The 19,036-nt window shown below is 63.2% G+C and carries 19 protein-coding genes; 6 read left to right on the forward strand and 13 right to left on the reverse strand.

Translation table 11 applies throughout. The annotated features are described in order from the left end of the window. Positions 1-27 precede the first annotated feature (27 nt). Both QRQ56_RS05310 and QRQ56_RS05315 read left to right on the forward strand, forming a co-directional pair. Positions 28-261: a DUF2171 domain-containing protein gene (locus QRQ56_RS05310; protein ID WP_063194708.1), complete on the forward strand. Its 234-nt coding sequence runs from the start codon at positions 28-30 to the stop codon at positions 259-261. Between the two features lie 137 nt (positions 262-398). Continuing rightward, positions 399-1,190, forward strand: coding sequence for a hypothetical protein (locus tag QRQ56_RS05315; protein WP_438738105.1), 792 nt, complete (start codon positions 399-401; stop codon positions 1,188-1,190). 131 nt (positions 1,191-1,321) lie between these two features. On the opposite strand, the gene QRQ56_RS05320 is transcribed toward QRQ56_RS05315, so the two are convergent. The 3 genes from QRQ56_RS05320 to QRQ56_RS05330 all read right to left on the reverse strand — a co-directional run bounded on the left by QRQ56_RS05320 (position 1,322) and on the right by QRQ56_RS05330 (position 3,736). After that, positions 1,322-1,879, reverse strand: a complete 558-nt coding sequence (locus QRQ56_RS05320) for a type II toxin-antitoxin system VapC family toxin (protein WP_438738106.1) — start codon at positions 1,877-1,879, stop codon at positions 1,322-1,324. After that, the gene (locus QRQ56_RS05325) at positions 1,869-2,687 is read right to left on the reverse strand and encodes a hypothetical protein (protein ID WP_438738107.1); all 819 of its coding nucleotides are present in this window, start codon (positions 2,685-2,687) and stop codon (positions 1,869-1,871) included. The genes QRQ56_RS05320 and QRQ56_RS05325 overlap by 11 nt, the downstream gene beginning before the upstream one ends. Positions 2,688-2,806: 119 nt before the next feature. Further along, a complete protein-coding gene (locus tag QRQ56_RS05330) occupies positions 2,807-3,736 on the reverse strand; it encodes an IS1595 family transposase (protein ID WP_438738109.1) in 930 nt (309 codons plus the stop codon). Positions 3,737-3,862: 126 nt separating this feature from the next. Between QRQ56_RS05330 and QRQ56_RS05335 the strand changes: the two genes are divergently transcribed. After that, positions 3,863-6,142 (forward strand): ComEC/Rec2 family competence protein, encoded by a 2,280-nt coding sequence (locus tag QRQ56_RS05335; protein WP_438738110.1) that lies wholly within the window; start codon positions 3,863-3,865, stop codon positions 6,140-6,142. An 8-nt stretch (positions 6,143-6,150) separates the two neighbouring features. Here QRQ56_RS05335 and QRQ56_RS05340 read toward each other — a convergent pair whose 3' ends face one another. After that, positions 6,151-6,585, reverse strand: a complete 435-nt coding sequence (locus QRQ56_RS05340; protein WP_438738112.1) for a hypothetical protein — start codon at positions 6,583-6,585, stop codon at positions 6,151-6,153. A gap of 250 nt (positions 6,586-6,835) precedes the next feature. On the opposite strand from QRQ56_RS05340, the gene QRQ56_RS05345 reads away from it, so the two are divergent. After that, complete coding sequence (locus tag QRQ56_RS05345; protein ID WP_438738114.1) at positions 6,836-7,090, forward strand: hypothetical protein; 255 nt, start codon at positions 6,836-6,838, stop codon at positions 7,088-7,090. Positions 7,091-7,156: 66 nt separating this feature from the next. Here QRQ56_RS05345 and lexA read toward each other — a convergent pair whose 3' ends face one another. The 5 genes from lexA to QRQ56_RS05370 form a co-directional block, all read right to left on the reverse strand. Continuing rightward, positions 7,157-7,858, reverse strand: coding sequence for a transcriptional repressor LexA (lexA, locus tag QRQ56_RS05350; protein ID WP_438738116.1), 702 nt, complete (start codon positions 7,856-7,858; stop codon positions 7,157-7,159). Positions 7,859-8,034: 176 nt separating this feature from the next. After that, positions 8,035-9,246 carry a molybdopterin molybdotransferase MoeA gene (locus tag QRQ56_RS05355; protein WP_438738118.1) on the reverse strand — a complete coding sequence of 404 codons (1,212 nt, stop codon included), beginning with the start codon at positions 9,244-9,246 and terminating at the stop codon, positions 8,035-8,037. A gap of 228 nt (positions 9,247-9,474) precedes the next feature. Continuing rightward, entirely contained in the window at positions 9,475-9,681 is a 207-nt protein-coding gene (locus QRQ56_RS05360) for a hypothetical protein (protein ID WP_438738120.1), read from the reverse strand. A 169-nt stretch (positions 9,682-9,850) separates the two neighbouring features. Then, on the reverse strand, positions 9,851-10,474 hold the full coding sequence (locus tag QRQ56_RS05365) for an HAD family hydrolase (protein ID WP_438738122.1): 624 nt from the start codon (positions 10,472-10,474) through the stop codon (positions 9,851-9,853). Between the two features lie 43 nt (positions 10,475-10,517). Then, positions 10,518-11,651, reverse strand: coding sequence for an alpha-hydroxy acid oxidase (locus QRQ56_RS05370; protein WP_438738124.1), 1,134 nt, complete (start codon positions 11,649-11,651; stop codon positions 10,518-10,520). A 329-nt stretch (positions 11,652-11,980) separates the two neighbouring features. Here QRQ56_RS05370 and QRQ56_RS05375 point away from each other — a divergent pair, with 329 nt between their 5' ends. Further along, complete coding sequence (locus QRQ56_RS05375; RefSeq protein ID WP_438738126.1) at positions 11,981-13,318, forward strand: S41 family peptidase; 1,338 nt, start codon at positions 11,981-11,983, stop codon at positions 13,316-13,318. Positions 13,319-13,388: 70 nt separating this feature from the next. Here QRQ56_RS05375 and QRQ56_RS05380 read toward each other — a convergent pair whose 3' ends face one another. Together QRQ56_RS05380 and QRQ56_RS05385 are read right to left on the reverse strand one after the other, a co-directional pair. Then, positions 13,389-14,144 carry an SDR family oxidoreductase gene (locus QRQ56_RS05380; protein ID WP_438738127.1) on the reverse strand — a complete coding sequence of 252 codons (756 nt, stop codon included), beginning with the start codon at positions 14,142-14,144 and terminating at the stop codon, positions 13,389-13,391. A gap of 308 nt (positions 14,145-14,452) precedes the next feature. Then, the gene (locus tag QRQ56_RS05385; protein ID WP_438738130.1) at positions 14,453-17,185 is read right to left on the reverse strand and encodes a bifunctional diguanylate cyclase/phosphodiesterase; all 2,733 of its coding nucleotides are present in this window, start codon (positions 17,183-17,185) and stop codon (positions 14,453-14,455) included. A gap of 321 nt (positions 17,186-17,506) precedes the next feature. Between QRQ56_RS05385 and QRQ56_RS05390 the strand changes: the two genes are divergently transcribed. Beyond that, positions 17,507-17,671: a Flp family type IVb pilin gene (locus QRQ56_RS05390; protein WP_438738132.1), complete on the forward strand. Its 165-nt coding sequence runs from the start codon at positions 17,507-17,509 to the stop codon at positions 17,669-17,671. 6 nt (positions 17,672-17,677) lie between these two features. On the opposite strand, the gene moaC is transcribed toward QRQ56_RS05390, so the two are convergent. Together moaC and trpC are read right to left on the reverse strand one after the other, a co-directional pair. Next, positions 17,678-18,211: a cyclic pyranopterin monophosphate synthase MoaC gene (gene moaC, locus QRQ56_RS05395; protein ID WP_438738134.1), complete on the reverse strand. Its 534-nt coding sequence runs from the start codon at positions 18,209-18,211 to the stop codon at positions 17,678-17,680. A gap of 1 nt (position 18,212) precedes the next feature. Then, positions 18,213-19,034, reverse strand: coding sequence for an indole-3-glycerol phosphate synthase TrpC (gene trpC, locus QRQ56_RS05400; RefSeq protein WP_438738135.1), 822 nt, complete (start codon positions 19,032-19,034; stop codon positions 18,213-18,215). Between the last annotated feature and the right edge of the window lie 2 nt (positions 19,035-19,036).

The following is a 19,036-nucleotide window of genomic DNA, read 5'->3' on the forward strand; positions in this document are numbered from 1 at the left end:
GTGGAAGCTCCATTGAAGGAGTTCACCATGCAGAACATCGCAGAGCATATGGAAGTCATCGGCGCCGATGGCGTTCACATCGGCACCGTCGACAAGGTCGAAGGCAATCGCATCAAGCTGACCAAGAAGGACAGCGGCGAGGGCAGCCATAAGGGCCATCATCACTTCATCGACAAGGGCCTCGTTGCCGGGGTCGAAGGCAACAAGGTGCGGCTGTCGGCCAAGGCGGACGTTGCCGTGACCATGGAAGAGGAAAAGTAGGGGGCGCCATCTCGCGTTCCCGATCTGTACCGCTATTCGCGCGGGAATGTTATACTTTGCGTACCCAATCGCCCGGTGCTACTGTGAGTAGCGCCGGGGATTCGTTCGCCCCCGGAGCGCTATGGAGCCTCTGGGACATGTTGACCAAATCTGCGCATGAATTCATCGCCCTGGGGGAGCGAATAGCGCAGGCGCGTTTCGTCTTCCATCTCATGGCCGAAGCCGATCATGGCAGTCCACAACAGCAGTTGCTCCCCGAGGAAAGGGCACAGTTGGGACATGCCTTCCAAGATATCTATCGTCTTTGTGAAGACCTTGATTTGCCAACTTCGAAGGAACTTTTCCGTAAGGCGACTTCGGATCTCCCAGAAACTCTTAGAGAGTTTGAAATCTATCTCTCCGCGGTAAGTTCAGAAATGCAGAGCAAGACATTTGTGTTTTTGCCCGAGCACCGCCGTAAATTCTTCATTCCTATGAAGTTCATATCCACGGGGATTGAAGAGGCGTTCCCTCTAGCAAGACAAGAACTAGTGGAAGCAGGGAAAAGCTTTGCGTTTGACCGATATACTGCGTGCGTTTTCCATTGCATGCGCGCTGTCGAAATAGGCCTGCGCACCATGGCTACCGCTCTTGAAGTCAAGTTCGACCACCCGCTTGAATTAGCGGACCAAGAGAAGGTAATCCGGGCAATTGAGGCTAAAATTCAAGGGATGAAGGACAGGAAAAAGTCGTTTGAGAAGGACGATGATCTAAACTTCTATTCCGAGACTGCGATGCAGTTTCGTTATTTCAAGGATGGCTGGCGGGTGCGAGCCGCTCATACACGAGCTACTTATGATGAAGGCCAAGCTCTCACCGTGATAGAGCACTCAACCGCCTTCATTTCCGATCTTTCGAAGCGCCTGAAGGAGCCATCGATTTTCGATTAGCGATCTTATCGAAAGCACGGTCAAATTCTTCACCGCTTTCGTCAACGCCAAGCTCCCGAGCGGTTTCAATGAAACGTTCGGACTGCTCTTTGTCGCTCAGTTTCTGTTTTGGCCTGTTCTTAGCTGCCGCCTTAGGCGTGGTCTTTGAAGAGATCATCGGTTCGATACTCGTTCGGTAGGCAGTTGGTCTGAGAAGGTCGGATCACTGACAGTCCTAGCTTTTGAAGCTTAGGTATCGAAGTCACTACCTTCGATTTCTCTATCTTTCTTTCGAGGGTTAGAAACTCTGAGCATCCGTCCAAGAGAGCCGTTGCCATGTGTATGCTGTCGGCACCACCAAGACGAACATCATCTTTCCAGCGCAAATCGCGCGCCCGCTCCATCACGAATATGTCGGCTTCAACCAAGCTCACCACACTCCCGGAACTTAGGAAGTCCAAAATTAAAGCTCTCGTCTCATCGGTTGGCGTGGGCTCTTCGTTGATGTGAACGCACTCGGCAATCGACAGCATCGAAGTCACTAACGAAATTGCGCCGTCCCTTGACGCATCGCATACTCGTCTAAAGAACCAACGATCTGCCTCACGAGTAACTGCGCTCTCGGCCGGAATGGGGATTCCTCTTTCCAACTTCACCATTTCTATAAAACAGCAAGCGTCGGCGTAAATTCGCGGCGGCTTAGTGTTCATAATCGAGATTCCAGTCGGTAAATTCCTCCGAACTCATCTCGCCAGTATAGTTTTGATCTGATCCAAAGAACGCGCGGTAACGCTCATCAGATAGTGTCGGAGCAGTTCTCAGTTTCTCGGCTTTGATAAGCGAAATATGCCGGTCTACGCGCCTAACCGTAATAAGACCGTGCACAAAGATGCGCGAACGTCGCTGTTCACACGCTTCAATCACCTCGTTGTACAGCGCTTCCTTGAATTCACACTTGATCAATTCCTTGGAGCGCGACGACCGAAGTTGAAAGTTCAATTCGGCTACACCTAGGCTGTGGATTTGGCCTTGGATCGAGCCCCGATAGGTTATTTCCTGAGAAAGGAAACTAGCCAGGTTAACGGCTTCTCTCTTGGTGAGAGGGGCAAACTTATAGGGCTTGCTCTCGTCTGGATCATCCGGCCGATATAGGCCGAAAGCTAGTTTTTCGTGCGGCCCAAGCGATTCCGCCACCTTGGCATATTGAACCAACGTGCGGTGGCGAACTTCGCCAGTGGACTGACCGGCATTCGCTTTGATCGCATCGACAACTTCAAAAAGACGGTTGAACTCTTTGACGGAATCGATCGGTTGATACGATTCCTTCTCGATATCAAAGCGGACAGACTCGTTCACGAAATTTCGCGCGAGCCATTCACCTCGCTGAATCGTAAGGCCAGCGTCTTGCGCCAGATAACGGAGGAACTTTTCAGCTTCCTCCGCTATGTCGGTAAGCTGTGAAAGCGGCACACCTTCGCCGCCCTCATTCAAAATTAGCTTAACCCGAAGGCGCGCCATTTGGGCTGATCCAGTTTCCGAAGCCCCTTTCAAGGGATTCTAGATTGTTACCGATGGCCAGTAAAGAAGCCGTTTAGCGTCTTTTGGGGCGGCGGCTTCTTCCGTATGGCGCAGCAGAGTTAATGAGATGTTTTATACTTGAGGCGCTTCCCGCTGACGCCCTTCAAGGCGCGATCAGCACGGGAAACATCATCAACGCCAAGGGCAATTCGGTTGCTGTAGCGAAAATCGAACTCGCAAAGATAGCGGTGCAGGTGCTTCTCAGCACAGTGCTGATAGGTACCCTTCATGCCGCGCTTGAACACGGAATAGTAGCCCTCGACAGTGTTGGTCGAGATCATCTTGTCGCCTTCTCGACGAACATATTCGTCCTTGCTGTGAACAACGGTGTCATGGTTGAGGCCATCGACTTCCGCGATGTATTTGTAGGAGTTGGCTTCGTCGGTCATCATCTGAGCGTCGCGGCTCATGTTGGCGCGAATGATCGGCTGGATATCGGCAACGCGCACGCCGTCAACGTGGAAGCTGCGGGCGGAGCCGCCGCGCTCAACGAGGGTAACGACCACGTTCTTGTTGGCCCAAGCGCTGCGGCCCTTCTTGGGAGCGCCCTCAACGCGACCGTAGAAGGTCTCATCGACTTCCACAGTGCCGCCGTTGCTCCCCATGGGGCTGGTATCGGTCGAGCGCATAGCCTCGCGGAGACGGTGCGACAGAAACCACGCGGTCTTGAGGGTGCAGCCGAGGGTACGGTGCAGTTGGTTGCTGCTGATGCCCTTCTTGCTGGAGGCCATCAGGAAGATCGCCTGAAGCCAATGGCGCATAGGGATGTGGCTGGACTCAAAGATGGTCCCGACCTTCACGGTGAAGGGCTTGCGGCACTGGTAGCACTTGTAAGCGCCAATGCGGGTGGACTTGCCGCCCATCTTGGAAATGCGCTCCACGCCGCCGCAATGCGGGCAGACAGGCCCGTTCGGCCACAAGCGAGCTTCAACGAAGGCGTAAGCGGCCTCTTCGTTGTGGAAGTGCTTGGCGGACAAAACGGACTTCATGACGATTCCCCTTGTTGATCCAAACCTATAGGATCACTTTGGGTACGTCAAGTATAATATGCCCATTCGCGCAGTCGCACGTTCCGGTAGCCTCGACGCCAGTCACGTCGCGTTAGGTGCAGGGATATGGCGGAGCCGGGCCGGCCAGTGCGGTCCCAGGGAGTTGCCGGGACGTGGCCGGTCGGCCGCGCTGCGCCAGCCGGCGGCTTTGTCCCGGCGGGCTTTGGCATCTGGCCCGCGATCGTCGAAACGCTGCGCGCATGGGTCCGCGCCGAAGCGGGCCCGGGGCGGCTGCTACCGTGGGTGCCGGTTGCCTTTGGCGGCGGCATCGCGCTGTATTTTGCCGCCGATCACGAGCCGGTGCTGTGGGTTGTGGCGACGACGGGGATCGCGCTGCTGCTCGGTGCGATCCTGTTGCGGCGGAGCCGGCTGTTCGCGCCTGCGATCATGATCGCGGCGGTCGCTTCCGGCTTTGCGATGGCGACCTGGAAGACCGCGCGCATGGCCCACACCGTTCTGGCAAAACCGCTCTATTCGGTGTCGCTGTCGGGCTTCGTCGAGACGCGCGACATCCGTGAGCGCACCGATCGCTTCGTGCTGCGCGTCACCGCCATGGAGGCGCAGCGCAGTGACGTCAAGCTCGAGCGCGTGCGCCTGTCGGTGCGCAAGGGGACTGCACCCGAGGTCGGCAGCTTCGTGCAACTCAAGGCGCGGCTGATGCCGCCGCTCTCGCCGGTGCGCCCGGGCAGCTACGATTTTTCGCGCGACATGTTCTTCCAGGGCATCGGGGCCTCCGGCTTCGTGATGGGCGGGATCACGGCTTCCGTGCCGCCGGACGCCGGCGGTCTAAGGCTGCGCTATGCCGCCTTCATGCAGGGGCTGCGCGATGCGATCGATGCCCGCATCCGCGCCACGCTCGAAGGCGACAACCGCGCGATCGCGACGGCGCTGCTCACCGGGCGGCGCGATGCGATCACCGCGCCCGTCAACGACGCCATGTTCATCTCGGGGCTCGGACACGTTCTGTCGATCTCCGGCTATCACATGGCGGTGGTCGCAGGCGTCGTCTTCTTCGCGGTGCGCGCGCTGCTGGCGCTGATCCCGGGCTTTGCTGTCGGCTTCGCCATCAAGAAATGGTCGGCGGCCGCAGCGCTGGTTGCGGCCGCGTTCTATTTGCTGCTCTCGGGCGCGGAGGTGGCAACGCAGAGATCGTTCTTCATGACGGCCGTGGTGCTGATCGCCGTGATGGTCGATCGCCGCGCCATCACCTTCCGCACGCTGGCCGTGGCGGCATTGATCGTGCTTGCGGTTGCGCCGGAGGCGCTGGTGCATCCGAGCTTCCAGATGTCGTTCGCGGCAACGCTGGGTCTGGTCGCGCTGGTCCAGATCGGCATGCCGAACCTGTTCGCCTCGCCGGATCACTCCACGACGGCTCGGATCGCGATGTGGGGCGGCCGCGAGATTGCGATGCTGTTCCTGGCGTCGCTGATCGCGGGACTTGCGACCACGCCCTATGCCGCCTTCCACTTCCATCGTGTCACGCCCTATGGCGTGCTCGCCAATCTCGGCGCGATGCCGGTGGTCTCGGCGCTGGTGATGCCGGCGGGGCTGTTGGGCCTGCTCGCGGCGCCTTTCGGGCTCGATGGTGTGTTCTGGTGGCTGATGGGGATCGGTATCGACTGGATGGTTGCGGTGTCGCGTTGGGTGGCGGCGCTGCCGGGCGCGGTCGGCCGCATTCCCGCTTTCGGCATCGCGCCGCTGATCGCGGCGAGCCTCGGCCTCATCCTGATGGGCCTGTTGCGCACGCCCTTGCGCTGGTGCGGTGCCGCCGTGCTGCTGGCTTCCATCGCCTGGGGCCTGTCGGTGCGGCAGCCCGACATCCTGGTTGCCCGGGACGGCGCCAGCGTCGCGGTGCGAGGCGGGGACGGGCGTCTGCATCTGATCAGGACGGGCAAGGACAATTTCCTGCTGAAGGAATGGCTCGCGGCCGATGCCGATTCCCGCGATGCCGGCAGCGCCTCGCTGACTGAGGGCATATCGTGCGACGAGGCGGGCTGCGTCACGCCGCTCGCCGACGGACGGCTGGTCGCGCTGGCCTCGCGCATCGACGCGCTCGCGGACGATTGCAGCCGCGCAGCGCTGGTGGTGACGTCGCGGCCGGCGCCGCCGGACTGCGCGGCGATGGTGGTGGACCGGCCAAGGCTGCTGCGACAGGGTACGCTGGCGCTGACCCGGCGTGGCGACGGCTTTTCGGTTCAGGCGGTGAGGGCGAGAGGCACGAACCGCCCCTGGTCGCCGGCGGCCGCCGGCGAGGGAGATTTCGAAACGGCCCTGATGCCGAGGGCGGCGGCTCCGCGCGCCAAGGATGCGACCCCGTCGGAGGCCGATCTTCAGGCGGAGGACTGACGTCTCTGTCAGCCGATCGGCATCGGCGTGATCGGGGACCGGCTGTCGGCGGTGGTCTCAGGCTTGTGCTCGCGTTCGCCGAGCGGCTGCGTCACCGGCAGTTGCAGCACGGTTGCGCGCTGGCCTTCGACAAGCTGCGTCACCAGTACGTACTTGCCATCAGGAAATTCGATCGCGTCATGGTGACGATCGGGAACGTGCGGATCGATCTTGCCGAACTTGCCGACGCGGGAGTTGACGGTGCGCGTCCAGATCCAGCGGTTGTCGTAACGGACGTTGTCGGCGAAGGCGAGCTCCGTTCCCGGCAGCAGGCAGACCGCAACGGTGAGATCGGCCTCGGAGGCGAAGCCGCGCGTCGAGGTGCCGCGGAACGTTGTCGTGACGATCGTCTCGCCCACTTCAGCGGGGCGCGTCGCGACGGCATGCAGGCTGTAGTCACACATCGGGTTGCTCCTCATTCGAAGATGACGACCCGCACCTGCCTTGGAGGCACAGGCCTCGGAGTGGAAGCACGCAACGCTCTGCTTGGTTGTAGGCAAATCTACGGCTGGGATCCACGTGCCGCGATCACTTTATCTTTTCGAATCCGACAGGAACAAAGTCTGCCTGCGTGCATTCGGGCAGGCGGTTGTCGACGACCGCGGAAATCGAATGGCTTGAGATCGTCAAAGAGAATCGCGGCTCGCGATTGCAATGCGCATTGCCCGGTCATCACCCATGACACATGGGCAACGCGCGACGCTGATGCGGGGATCAGCGCCGTCGCGCACCACTCAAAATAAATTGGCACAGAACGAACTGGCACATGGCGGTCTCGAAAGAACTGCGATGCGCTCTGGCTTCGCGCGGCTTGCCGAGACTCTCGCCGTGAAAGAAGGGCCGGACAATCTGTGCAATACCAGAAGGACCATCCAGCCGGAGCGGACCATCATCCGCTCCAATCTCTGATCGGCGCTGCCGATCGACGGCGCGCAACAGGCGCCAGGTGATTTCAGTATCGAGCCCGTTTCGGGCTCAGTACTTGCGGTAAAGCCCGATCAGCTTGCCCTGAATCTTCACGCGGTTCGGCGGCAGGATGCGCACCTCGTAAGCGGCATTGGCCGGCTCGAGCGCGATCGAGGCACCGCGGCGGCGGAAGCGCTTGAGGGTCGCTTCCTCATCGTCGATCAGCGCCACCACGATGTCGCCGGTATCGGCGCTCTCGTTGCGCTGGATCAGAGCCATGTCGCCGTCGAGGATACCGGCCTCGACCATGGAATCGCCGCGCACTTCAAGGGCGTAGTGCTCGCCGGAGCCGAGCATGTCGGGCGGTACGCTGATCGTGTGGCTGCGGGTCTGCAGGGCCTCGATCGGCGTACCGGCGGCGATGCGGCCCATCACCGGCACCGCCACGGGGCGCTCGCCCTCGTCCGCGGACGGGATGGAGCTCGCGCGGACCTTGCCGAGATTGCCCTCGATGACGCTCGGCGTGAAGCCGCGTCGGTTGCTGGCAGCAGCCTGGAGCTCCGGCAGCTTGATCACTTCGATGGCGCGGGCGCGGTTGGGCAGGCGGCGGATGAAGCCGCGCTCTTCGAGCGCGGTGATCAGGCGGTGAATGCCCGACTTCGAGCGCAGGTCGAGCGCATCCTTCATCTCGTCGAAGGAGGGCGGTACGCCGCTTTCCTTCAGACGTTCGCTGATGAACCGCAGAAGCTCGTATTGTTTGCGCGTTAACATCTCGACCAAAGTCCCCCGGTTGATGTCGTTCGATTCCGAGACGATGAATTCAGCGATAAGCCGCTACATCCTCGAAACAAATCATGAACGGACACTATATGTTCGATACATGTTCCGCAACTGCTTAATTTACCGTGAACGAAACGAAACTCGCGGAATGCGTGTAATCGCGCAAATCAGGCGGGGAGCCGCAGCACCTCGCAGGGGCTGCCGGCCTCGGCCTTCGGTGCGAACGGCGGGCGCACGAGAAGTACCTGTGCCGCAGCGAGATTCGCAAGCAGAGAGGAGTCCTGATGATTGACGGGCAGGGCGATCTGCGTGCCGTCGTCGCGCAGCTCCAGGCGCGCGCGCAGATAATCCTCGCGCTGGTCGTTGGCGCCGAGATCTTTTCCGAGCACGGCGCGCTCGCGACGATGATGAATCACTGAACGGCCCGACAGCGCGCGAATCAGCGGCACCATGAACAGGAAGGCGCACACATAGGACGACACGGGATTGCCGGGCAGGCCGACCGCACGCATCGCGCCGAGCCGGCCGTGCATCATCGGCTTGCCGGGCCGCATCGCGATCTTCCAGAACGACATCGCCGTGCCTTCGTCCTTCAGTGCCTGCTGCACCAGATCGTGGTCGCCGACCGACGCGCCGCCGGTGGTGATCAGGATGTCGGCACCGCTCTCGCGGGCGCGCCGGATGCCGGCGGCTGTGGCTGCAAGCGTATCGGCGGCCACGCCAAGGTCGATGGTCTCGGCGCCCTCGCTGCGGGCGAGCGCGTGCAGGGCATAGCCGTTCGAATAGACGATCTGGCCGTGCCCCGGCGTGGTGCCTGGCATCACAAGCTCGTCGCCGGTGGCGAGGATTGCGACCTTCGGGCGGCGGCAGACCGCGAGGTGCGGGTAATTCATCGCCGCCGCGAGCGAGAGATCGCGTTCCGTCAGGCGGTTTCCCTTGCGCAGGAGCACCTCGCCCTCGCGGAAATCGACGCCGGCCGGGCGGATATGCCGTCCGACGATCGCAGCCTCCCTGATCGTGACGCTGTTACCGTCGGCGACGGTGTCCTCCTGGATCACCACGGCGTCCGCCCCCTCGGGGACGACGCCGCCGGTGAAGATTCGCACGGCTTCGCCGGCGCCGACCGCTTGAGCAAAGGGCCGGCCCGCTGCGACTTCGCCGATTACCGTCAGTTTGGCATCGATCCTGGCCGCATCGGCCGCGCGCACCGCATAGCCGTCCATCGCCGACATGGCCTGGGGCGGCTGCGTGCGCCGCGCCGCGACGTCATGAGCGAGCACGCGGTGATGGGCTTCGTCGAGCGAAACCATCTGCTCAGGCAGCGGCTCTGCACCCGCCAGCACCGCAGCAAGGGCGTCGGAAACCGGCATCAGGGCCACGGCGAAACTCCAGCTCGGCAGGGTCGGACGAATGTTCCGACAGTCTTCTAACCGAGCGTGGGAACAGAGGCAAAGATGGCGATGGCGCGGGCGATGGATTTCGCTGCTTTCACCTTCGGATGGAAAGCAAGCTCAAGCGCGACGCGGCATGATCCAGAGAATGAGACCGATCGGCAGCAGCGTGGCCATGGCGAGGACGAGAATGACCAGCGCCACGGCCAGCATCGATCAACTCCCGGTCGGCCTGTCCGGGCTGATATCCGATGCGACGTCGGGAGCTTTGGGGCCCTGATCTTTGTCGGGCAGCGGATCGGCCTGCGATTTCAAGTCGGCAGCCTTGCTGATCAACTTGGCGGACAGGTCGGAATCCGAGGTGGTTCTTGCGAATTCAAGCAGGAGAGAGGCTTGTTTTGTAAGGTAGGTTTTGCCCAGCACTTGGTTCAGTCCGGTGTAGAAGTCCCAACGGAGTCATGAGTCCGAAGGGTGGTATTCCGTTCCCGGAACTTTGTACAAAAATGCACAAAGTGATCAGGTTCCATACGTGTGCAAAAATTAGCAGCGCGGAATGTGTGCGCTGCCGGCCGCTGACGACGACAGCGTAACCTCAGATGCCCAGCGGCTTCAAGGCGTTCCCGACATCGCGCGGCGACGTCACATGCACGGCCCTCAATCCACGCGCCCGCGCGCCTTCAACATTCTCGTCAAGATCGTCGAAGAACACGATTCGCTCCGCGGGCACGCCGATCTCGGCGATGACATGGTCGAAAGCTTCCGCATCGGGTTTGCGCAAGCCGATGCTGGACGACAGATACAGCGTTCGGAAATGGCCGAGCAGATCGGCATATTCCCTCGAGAAATAATCGACATGCGGCCGGTTGGTGTTGGAGAAGGCGTAGAGCGGCATCTGTCTTGCTGCACGCGGCAGAAGCTCGGCGATGTCGGGCATCTCGCCCGCAAAAATCGCGTTCCAGCCCTCCAGGAACTGCGCGTCCGAAATGCCGATCCCGAGTGAGCTGCGGAGCGAGGCGAAATACTCCTCGTCGCTGATCTTGCCGACTTCGTGCATCCGATAGGCTTCGTCGCGCACATAGCGCGCGACGATCGACTCAGGGGCGCAGCCGGCATGTCCCGCCCAGCAGGCGATCGCCTTGGAGAAGTCGATGTCGAGCACCACGCGCCCGAGATCGAACAGAAGCGCATCGGCGCTGCCGGGAGAGAGCGATGTCACCTGCGTCCTTTTCACTTGGGATATGCCGATCAGTACCGGCCGATCAGTACCGGTAAGGGTCGTGGTCGAACAGCGGGAACGCGCTGAACACGCTCGGCGCATTGGTTGCGGTCGCCGGATGCAGGCAGGATTTGTCGACCTCGGCAAACGACGTGGCCCCCAAGAGGCCGAGGCAGCGCAGCACCTCGTCCTCCAGGAGCTCGAGCATCCGCGCGATGCCGGCTTCGCCGGCGGCTGCGAGCGCCCAGCATTGCAGCCGGCCGATGCCGACGAGGTCCGCACCGGCCGCGATGGCCTTGACGATGTCGGTGCCGCGACAGATGCCGCCGTCGACCATGATCTTGGCGCGGCCCTTCACGGCCTCGACGATCTCCGGCAGCACATGCATGGCACCGCGGCCATGGTCGAGCTGGCGGCCGCCGTGGTTGGAGACGTAAATCCACTCGACCCCGTGATCGACCGCGATCAGGGCGTCCTCGGCGGTGGCGATGCCCTTGAGGATCAGCGGGATCTTGAACTTGTCCTTGATCATCTTCACGGTCCGCCACTCCAGGCCCTTCTGGTAGTCGCCACCGGTGGCGCGCAGGCGGCTCTCGCGAACGTAACGCTTGGCGATGTCGCGCTCACGACGGCTGTAATGGGCGGTGTCCACGGTCAGGCAGAACCCGGCATAGCCGTTCTTCTCGGAGCGGCTGACGACATCGGCAACGAAGGCGTCGTCGCCGCGGACGTAGAGCTGGTAGAGCCGGAGCGCATCGGGCGCGGCCTCGGCGGTCTTCTCCAGGCCCGGCTCGGACACCGAGCTCAGCATGTGCGCCGCACCGAAAGCGCCGGCACCGCGCGCGACGCTTGCCGCGCCGTCCGGATCGAAGATCTCGAGCGCGCCGACGGGGGCGATGACCACGGGCAGGCGCATCTTGCGGCCGAACTGCTGGACCGAGCCGTCCACCTTGCGAACGTCGCGCAGCACCCGCGGGCGAAAGGCGATCTCGTCGAGCGCCATGCGGTTGCGGCGCATCGTGGTTTCGGTCTCGGCGGCGCCGACGATGTAGTCCCAGGCGTTCTGGTTGAGATTGGCCCGCGCTTTCCGGATGAATTCGTGCAGGTTCTGGAACGGCTCAGTGCTGGCGCCGAGTTCGACGTTCCGTTCCGGCCGGATGCGGGGTGCTTCGTTCATTTGTTTTATCCTCCCGAGAATTTGAAGCCTTATGTCATCGCCTAACCCGTCCAGCCCTCCAAAACCATCCTAAAATGGCATAGCTGCGAGGCATGGACCGGCCCACCTGGTCCCCTTGCGGGCGGACCAGTCCGGCAACGTTGCCAAAAGTTTAGGTCCGGACGAAGCGATTTCTGCGGAGGACACGCCGGCATGGCATCCCGGCCTTGAAGAAACCAGAATGGTATTGTGAGAAGCAGGCTGGATCGCCAATTGCATGGGCGACTTCCAAGTCTGGAAAGACGTCTCGAAAGACAACCGAACCGCCAAGCAAAAAGGCCAGCCCCTCCATGCGGAAATCCCTGCTGTTCCCACTGGGCGCGCTCACCGGAGCGTGCCTGACCCTTTTGGTAGCCAGCCCGCACGGTGGTGTCTGGGCGGCCCGGGCGGCGACCAGCGCGGATGACGCCTATTCCCAGCTCAATTTGTTCGGCACGGTGTTCGAGCGCGTCAAGGCGAGCTATGTCGAGAAGCCCGACAATGCCAAGCTGATCGAAGGCGCGATCACCGGCATGGTGACCTCGCTCGATCCCCACTCGCGCTACATGAACGCGAAGGCCTGGACCGAGATGCAGGAGACCACCTCCGGCGAGTTCGGCGGCCTCGGCATCGAGGTCACGATGGAGGAGGGGCTCGTCAAGGTCGTCTCGCCGATCGACGACACGCCCGCCTCGAAGGCCGGCCTGATGTCCGGCGACCTCATCAGCAAGATCGACGGCGAGGTCGTGCAGGGCATGACCCTCGAGCAGGCCGTCAACAAGATGAAGGGCCCGGTCGATACCCAGACCAAGCTCACCATCGTGCGCAAGGGCGCCGACGCCCCGCTCGACGTCGCGCTCAAGCGCGAGATCATCCATGTGCGTCCCGTGCGCTTCCATGTCGAAGGCGGCGATATCGGCTATGTCCGCATCACCTCGTTCAACGAGCAGACCACCGACGGTCTGAAGAAGGCGATCGCCTCGATCACCAAGGACATTCCGCAGGAGAAGCTCGCCGGCTACGTGGTCGATCTGCGCAACAATCCGGGCGGACTGCTCGACCAGGCCGTGTCGGTGTCGAGCGCCTTCCTGCAGCGCGGCGAGGTCGTCTCGACGCGCGGCCGCAATCCGGAAGAGACCCAGCGCTTCACCGCGCACGGCGGCGATCTCACCAAGGGCAAGCCGCTGGTGGTGCTGGTCAATGGCGGCTCGGCCTCGGCCTCCGAGATCGTGGCGGGCGCGCTGCACGACCACAAGCGCGCGACCATCATCGGCACGCGTTCGTTCGGCAAGGGCTCGGTACAGACGATCATTCCGCTCGGCGCCGGCAACGGCGCGCTGGCGCTGACCACGGCACGCTACTACACGCCGTCGGGCCGCTCGATCCAGGCCCAGGGCGTCGCGCCCGACATCGAGATCCTGCAGGACGTGCCGCCGGAGCTGAAGGGCCGGATGGACACCATGGCGGAATCGCAGATGCGCGGCCATCTGTCGGCCGGCGAGGGTGGCGAGCAGACCGGATCGCAATCCTACGTTCCGCCGAAGGAGGAGGACGACAAGGCCCTGCATGCGGCCTTCGACTTCCTGCACGGCGTCACCGCAAACGCGGTCGCGGCCAAGCCCGCCTCGAAGGCCGCGGTGCCGAACTAAGCGTTCGCGACGTCCAGACAATCGCTCGGGAGTGGATCACCGCTCCCGGGCGATTTTGTTTGAGTGCGGCTCAGCCCGGGTTCATGGCCGCGAAGGTCACCTCGTAGCGGCCGTCGCGCTCGGCCCAGCGCCGGGCGCGGTCACGCTCCACCAGCACCTCGCCGTTGGGGTGGACCCCCAGCTCCAGCAATTGCATGACCTCCGCGACGTAGGCCGCCAGCGGCATGGCGCGCGCGTCGCTGGCCTGCTGCGCGCCGGTCAGCTCGGTCTGGACATAGGGCGGTGCGAGCTCCAGCACCGCGACGGGGCGCTTGCGAAGCTGGTGGCGCAGCGACTGCAGCCAGGAATGCAGGAACGCCTTGCTGGCGCAGTAGGTCGGAAAGTCCGCGCGCGGCACGAAGGCGAGGTTCGAGCTGGTTGCGATGATCGTGGCGCCCGGTTGCCGCTTCAGGATCGGCAACAGCGCCGCTGTCGTGCGCAGCACGCCCAGGATGTTGGTGTTGACGATCGCTTCCGCATCCGAGGCGTCCCACGCGTCGGCCGTCATGTCTTCGGGCCGCGATATGCCGGCATTGGCGATCAGCACGTTGAGCTCGGGGAATTCCTCGCGGATCCGGCCCGACAGGCGTTGCAAGCTTGCGGGATCGTCAATGTCGAGCGGCAGGCCGATCAGGCCGGGCCGTTCGGCCATGATCTGATCGAGCAGGGCCTGCCGTCGTCCCGTTACGATGACGCGATTGTCGCGGCTGTGGAACGCCTCGGCCAGCGCGCGGCCGATGCCGCTGGTGCCGCCGGTGACGAGGATCGTGTTGCCAATCATCTTCATGGTGGTGCCTTTCGATTGAGAAAGGCCACGGCGATGTTCCAGACCTCACGACGCGCGATCCGGCAAGACGGCCGTCAGCGCGGCGCGTGCGTGCCGGCTTGGTCGTCTTGAACGGGTGAGCATCCGCTGAGAGGAGTGATGGCATGACCGTGGCGTCTCGTGAATCGAGAACTCCCTGCTGGGATCCTCTCGACAAAGGACGCGTTGGATGACGGTAACGCCTACGGCAGCGCCATTTCGGCCGCTGCAGAATGAGGAATAGGTTGGGCGGCCGTGCTCGTCAAGCCTGACGGCGGTCGGCCGAAATCCTAGCCGGCCTCGCGGCGGCGGCCTTCCTTGCCATCCCGCTGGGCGAGCCGGCTACGATGCAGCGCGAACAGCTCCAGCACCTTGTCGGCGGGCTTGGCTGCGCTGAACAGGTAGCCCTGCATCTCCGAGCAGCCGAGCGCGCGCAGCAGGCGCTGCTGCTCCTCGGTCTCGACGCCCTCGGCCGTGGTGGTCATGCGTCGCGCAGCGGCCAGGTTGACGACGGCCTGCACGATGCTGGCCGAGCCGTCGGGTCCGGCGATGTCGTCGACGAAGCAGCGGTCGATCTTGATCTTGTCGAACGGGAAGCGGTGCAGGTAGCTCAGCGACGAGTAGCCGGTGCCGAAATCGTCGAGCGCGATGCGCACGCCGATGGCCCGGAGCTGGTGCAGGATGGTGAGCGCGGCATCGTCGTCGCGGATCAGCACCGCCTCGGTGATCTCGAGCTCCAGCCGGCTCGCCGGCAGGTTCGATGCGGCGAGCGCCGCCATGATCTTCAGGGCCAGCGTCCCACTCTTGAACTGCACCGGCGAGACGTTGACGGCGAGACGGATGTCGTCCGGCCAATTTGCGGCGTCCCGGCAAGCGGTCGCCAGCACCCATTCGCCGATCTCGTTGATCAGGCCGGTGTCTTCCGCGATCGGGATGAACTCCGCCGGCGAGACCATGCCGCGCACCGGATGGCGCCAGCGCACCAGCGCCTCACAGCCAGTGATGCGGTCGTCCTTCAGGCTGAGGCAGGGCTGGTAATAGACCTCGAGACCGCCATGGTTGCCCCCTCGGGCGATGGCGTGGCGCAGGTCGCTCTCGAGCTGCCGCCGCTCGCGCACCTTGGCGTCCATCTCCGGCTCGAAGAAGCGATAGGTGCGGCGTCCGGCTGACTTGGCGGCGTACATCGCCATGTCCGCGTTCTTGAGGATCTGGTCGAGCACCATGCCGTGCTCGGGTGCGAGCGCGATGCCGACGCTGGCGTCGGCGGTGAGATGATGGCCCATGCAGTCGAACGGGGCGCGGATGGCCTCGAAGACCCGGGCGACGAGCTCGTCGACCTGGTCGCGCGAGGTCACCTCGCTCTGGACGATGGCAAATTCGTCGCCACCGAGGCGCGCCACGAAATCCGCCGGGCCCGCGCAGCGTCGTAGGCTCGCGGCCACCGACTTCAACAGCTCGTCGCCGACGAGGTGGCCGAGTGCGTCGTTGACGCCCTTGAACTCGTCGATGTCGATGTAGTGCACCGCGATCTCTTCGCCGTTGCCGACGGCGGCCAGCTCCGTGCGCAGATGTTCGTGGAACATGGCGCGGTTCGGCAGGTCGGTCAGCGCGTCGTAATGGGCGAGGTGGGTGATGCGCTCCTCGATGCGGCGGCGTTCGGTGATGTCCTCGTGGGTCGCGACCCAGCCGCCGTCGGCGAGCGGCTCGTTCAGGATGTGGATCGAGCGGCCGTCTGCGGTGTCGACGACCATGGAATTGCGGACGTGGATGTCCTTCAGGACCAACGCGACGTAGGCATCGACATTCCCGGTGAACGAGCCGGTCTCCTTGCGATGGGCGATGATGTCGTGGAAGCTGCAGCCGGGCTTCACGACCTCGGGCGACAGTCCGTACATCTCGATATAGCGCTGGTTGCAGACCACCATCCGCTGCTCGGCGTCGAACAGCAAAAGGCCTTGCGTCATGTTGTTGACGGCGCGGTCGAGCCGCTGCTTCTCCAGCGTCAGCCGCTCGCGCGAGGCGCGGTGCTGCTCCAGCAGCTTGCGTACGACCGCGATCAGCACGCCCGCGATGGCGAGCGCCGAAGCGCCGGCGACCGAGATCAGCATGCCGATCTGCTCGCGCCAGTCGGTCAGGGCCGCCGCGCGCGTCGTGGTGGCCATCATCAGGATCGGGAAATGGGGCAGGGCGCGCGAGGAGATCAGCCGGTCTTCTCCGTCGACCGGGCTCGTGAAGCGCCCGGCGAAATGATCGAGGCCGAAGACCCTCTGTTGCGCGAACGATCCGGTCTTGAAATTCCGCCCCATCAATTCGCCGGCATGAGGGTAGCGGGCGAGCAGCGTACCGTCCCGATGCAGCATCGAGATCGTCGCGCCTTCGCCGAGCACGACGGAGGCGAAGAATTTCTCGAAATTGGCGGGCTCGATGCCGCGTCCGACCACGCCCAGGAACTCGCCGTTCGGGCCGACGAGCTTACGGGCCACCAGGATGGTCCACGCGCCCGAGATCCGGCTGTGCAGCGGCTCGATCAGGACATCCGGCGCGTTGGGATCGTATTTGAAGGTGCGGAAATAGGCGCGGTCGGCCATGTTGGCCTTGGGGACCGGCCATGCCGTCGATGAATTGATCAGATTGCCTTCGGCGTCGATGATGTTGACGCCGCCGATATAAGGCAGAGCCTCGATCTTCGATCGCAGCATCTGGTGGACGCTCTGGTCGGAAAGGCGTTTGCGGAAATCCTCGACGCTGGTGATGCCAATCGCACGCACGTGATCGACGAAGTCGCGCTGGATGACCGCGAAGTCCTGCAATTGCTGATCGAAATGATGGGCGAGCATCAGCACGGTGTTCTCCAGCTCACGGCCGGAGTTGCGCAGCGCTCGCTCGCGGAAATTCTGCGCCATCAGGACGGAGCCGATGGCGATGGCCGCGATAAGCAGCGTGCCGCCCACCACCAGCCAGCGGATCGGTCCGCTGCGCACGAAGGCCTGGTCAAAGAGGCGACTGCCGAATCTCGTCATCATGCTGGATCATTGCCTGCGCACACCAGGGTCAATTCTTGGCCCCGATAGCATCCGTCGGTTTACGGGAACGGTGTGGAGGCGAAGTTAGGAAGCGCGGTTAACGCGATGTGAACCGCCGAGCACGAATGCAATCGATATGCGGGACGCAAAACATCCATGACGATACATGCAGAAATTGCCGGAAGCGCTGGCGTTGCCGGTCAATTCCTGCCGGTCAGGTCGCGATCAAGGAAGGCTTAACCATCTAAGGTGTTGGCGAGGCTTGCGCGGGCATTGGCACGTGATTTGCGAGCACGTTGCCGGGACATCGAGAGGACAACGATGAAAAACACTTTGAAGAACTTCCTCGCCGACGAGCGTGGCGCGACGGCAATCGAATATGGTCTGATCGCCGCGGGCATCGCGCTTGCCATCATCACCGTGATCAACGGTCTGGGCACCAGGCTGAACACGAAATTCACATCGATCAGCTCGGCGCTGAAATAGCGCCGGTCAGGCGCGATAATGGCCGGACTTGCCGCCGAGCTTCTCGATTAGTTGGATGCCCTCGATACGCACCCCGCGTTCGACCGCCTTGATCATGTCGTAGATGGTGAGGCAGGCCACCGATACCGCGGTGAGGGCCTCCATCTCGACGCCGGTCGGTCCCGTCACCTTGACGCTGGCACGCACCACGCAGCCCGGCAGCCTGGCGTCGGGCTCGATGTCGACAGTCACCTTCGACAGCGCGAGCGGATGACAGAGCGGGATCAGCTCGGAGGTGCGCTTGGCGGCCATGATGCCGGCGATGCGGGCCGTGCCGAGCACGTCGCCCTTCTTGGCGTTGCCCGACACGATCAGATCGAGCGTTGCCCTGGTCATGATGACGCGGCCTTCCGCGACCGCGAGACGCTCGGTGGCCGGCTTGTCCGAGACGTCGACCATGCGCGCCTCGCCGGAGGCCCCGATATGGGTGAGGGCGGCGCCGGCCTTGGTCTTCACGGGGCTGGTCTTCACGGGGCCGGTCTTCGAAGCTTTACGCGCCATGTCAGCGCGTACCAGTCGCACGCGCGTCGGTCTCGCGCGCGAGCAGCGTGCGCGTGGCCGCGGTGACGTCGGCCTGCCGCATCAGGCTCTCGCCGACCAGGAAGGTCGACATGCCGACGCGCTCGAGCCGGGCGAGATCGGCGGGCGTGAAGATGCCGCTCTCGCCGACCATCAGACGCTCCCGCGGGATCAGCGGTGCCAACGCTTCGCTGGTTGCGAGCGTGGTCTCGAAGGTGCGCAGATTGCGGTTGTTGACGCCGATCATCGGCGAGCGGAGCTTCAGCGCCCGGTCGAGCTCGGCGCGATCGTGGATCTCGATCAGCACGTCCATGCCGTAGGCAATCGCGGCGTCCTCGAGGTCTATCGCCGTGGCATCGTCCAGCGCCGCCATGATGATCAGGATGCAGTCGGCGCCATGTGCGCGGGCCTCCGCCACCTGATAGGTGTCGAACATGAAATCCTTACGCAGCACGGGGAGCGCCGTCGCCGCGCGCGCGGCCACCATGAAATCGAGATGGCCTTGGAACGAGGGCGTGTCGGTCAGAACCGACAGACAGGCCGCGCCACCCGCCTCATAGGCTTTCGCGAGCGCGGGCGGGTCGAAATCGGCGCGGATCAACCCTTTCGACGGCGAGGCCTTCTTCACCTCTGCGATCAGCGCGAAGTCGCCATTGGCGTGCTTGGCCTTGATTGCCCGCACGAAGCCGCGCGGAGCGGCTTGCGCCTTGGCTTTCGCCTCGACCGCCGACAGCGGCTGCGCGCGCTTGGCGGCGGCGATCTCTTCGCGCTTGTAGGCTTCGATCTTGGTCAGGATGTCCGACATGT

This window comes from Bradyrhizobium sp. U531, from assembly GCF_051710265.1.
Lineage (GTDB): Bacteria > Pseudomonadota > Alphaproteobacteria > Rhizobiales > Xanthobacteraceae > Bradyrhizobium.

Coding starts and splice junctions, on each gene's coding strand:
- QRQ56_RS05310 (WP_063194708.1), top strand. CDS start 28: ATGCAGAACATCGCAGAGCATATGGAAGTCATCGGCGCCGATGGCGTT.
- QRQ56_RS05315 (WP_438738105.1), top strand. CDS start 399: ATGTTGACCAAATCTGCGCATGAATTCATCGCCCTGGGGGAGCGAATA.
- QRQ56_RS05320 (WP_438738106.1), bottom strand. CDS start 1,879: ATGAACACTAAGCCGCCGCGAATTTACGCCGACGCTTGCTGTTTTATA.
- QRQ56_RS05325 (WP_438738107.1), bottom strand. CDS start 2,687: ATGGCGCGCCTTCGGGTTAAGCTAATTTTGAATGAGGGCGGCGAAGGT.
- QRQ56_RS05330 (WP_438738109.1), bottom strand. CDS start 3,736: ATGAAGTCCGTTTTGTCCGCCAAGCACTTCCACAACGAAGAGGCCGCT.
- QRQ56_RS05335 (WP_438738110.1), top strand. CDS start 3,863: ATGGCGGAGCCGGGCCGGCCAGTGCGGTCCCAGGGAGTTGCCGGGACG.
- QRQ56_RS05340 (WP_438738112.1), bottom strand. CDS start 6,585: ATGTGTGACTACAGCCTGCATGCCGTCGCGACGCGCCCCGCTGAAGTG.
- QRQ56_RS05345 (WP_438738114.1), top strand. CDS start 6,836: ATGCGCATTGCCCGGTCATCACCCATGACACATGGGCAACGCGCGACG.
- lexA (WP_438738116.1), bottom strand. CDS start 7,858: ATGTTAACGCGCAAACAATACGAGCTTCTGCGGTTCATCAGCGAACGT.
- QRQ56_RS05370 (WP_438738124.1), bottom strand. CDS start 11,651: ATGAACGAAGCACCCCGCATCCGGCCGGAACGGAACGTCGAACTCGGC.
- QRQ56_RS05375 (WP_438738126.1), top strand. CDS start 11,981: ATGCGGAAATCCCTGCTGTTCCCACTGGGCGCGCTCACCGGAGCGTGC.
- QRQ56_RS05380 (WP_438738127.1), bottom strand. CDS start 14,144: ATGAAGATGATTGGCAACACGATCCTCGTCACCGGCGGCACCAGCGGC.
- QRQ56_RS05385 (WP_438738130.1), bottom strand. CDS start 17,185: ATGATGACGAGATTCGGCAGTCGCCTCTTTGACCAGGCCTTCGTGCGC.
- QRQ56_RS05390 (WP_438738132.1), top strand. CDS start 17,507: ATGAAAAACACTTTGAAGAACTTCCTCGCCGACGAGCGTGGCGCGACG.
- moaC (WP_438738134.1), bottom strand. CDS start 18,211: ATGGCGCGTAAAGCTTCGAAGACCGGCCCCGTGAAGACCAGCCCCGTG.
- trpC (WP_438738135.1), bottom strand. CDS start 19,034: ATGTCGGACATCCTGACCAAGATCGAAGCCTACAAGCGCGAAGAGATC.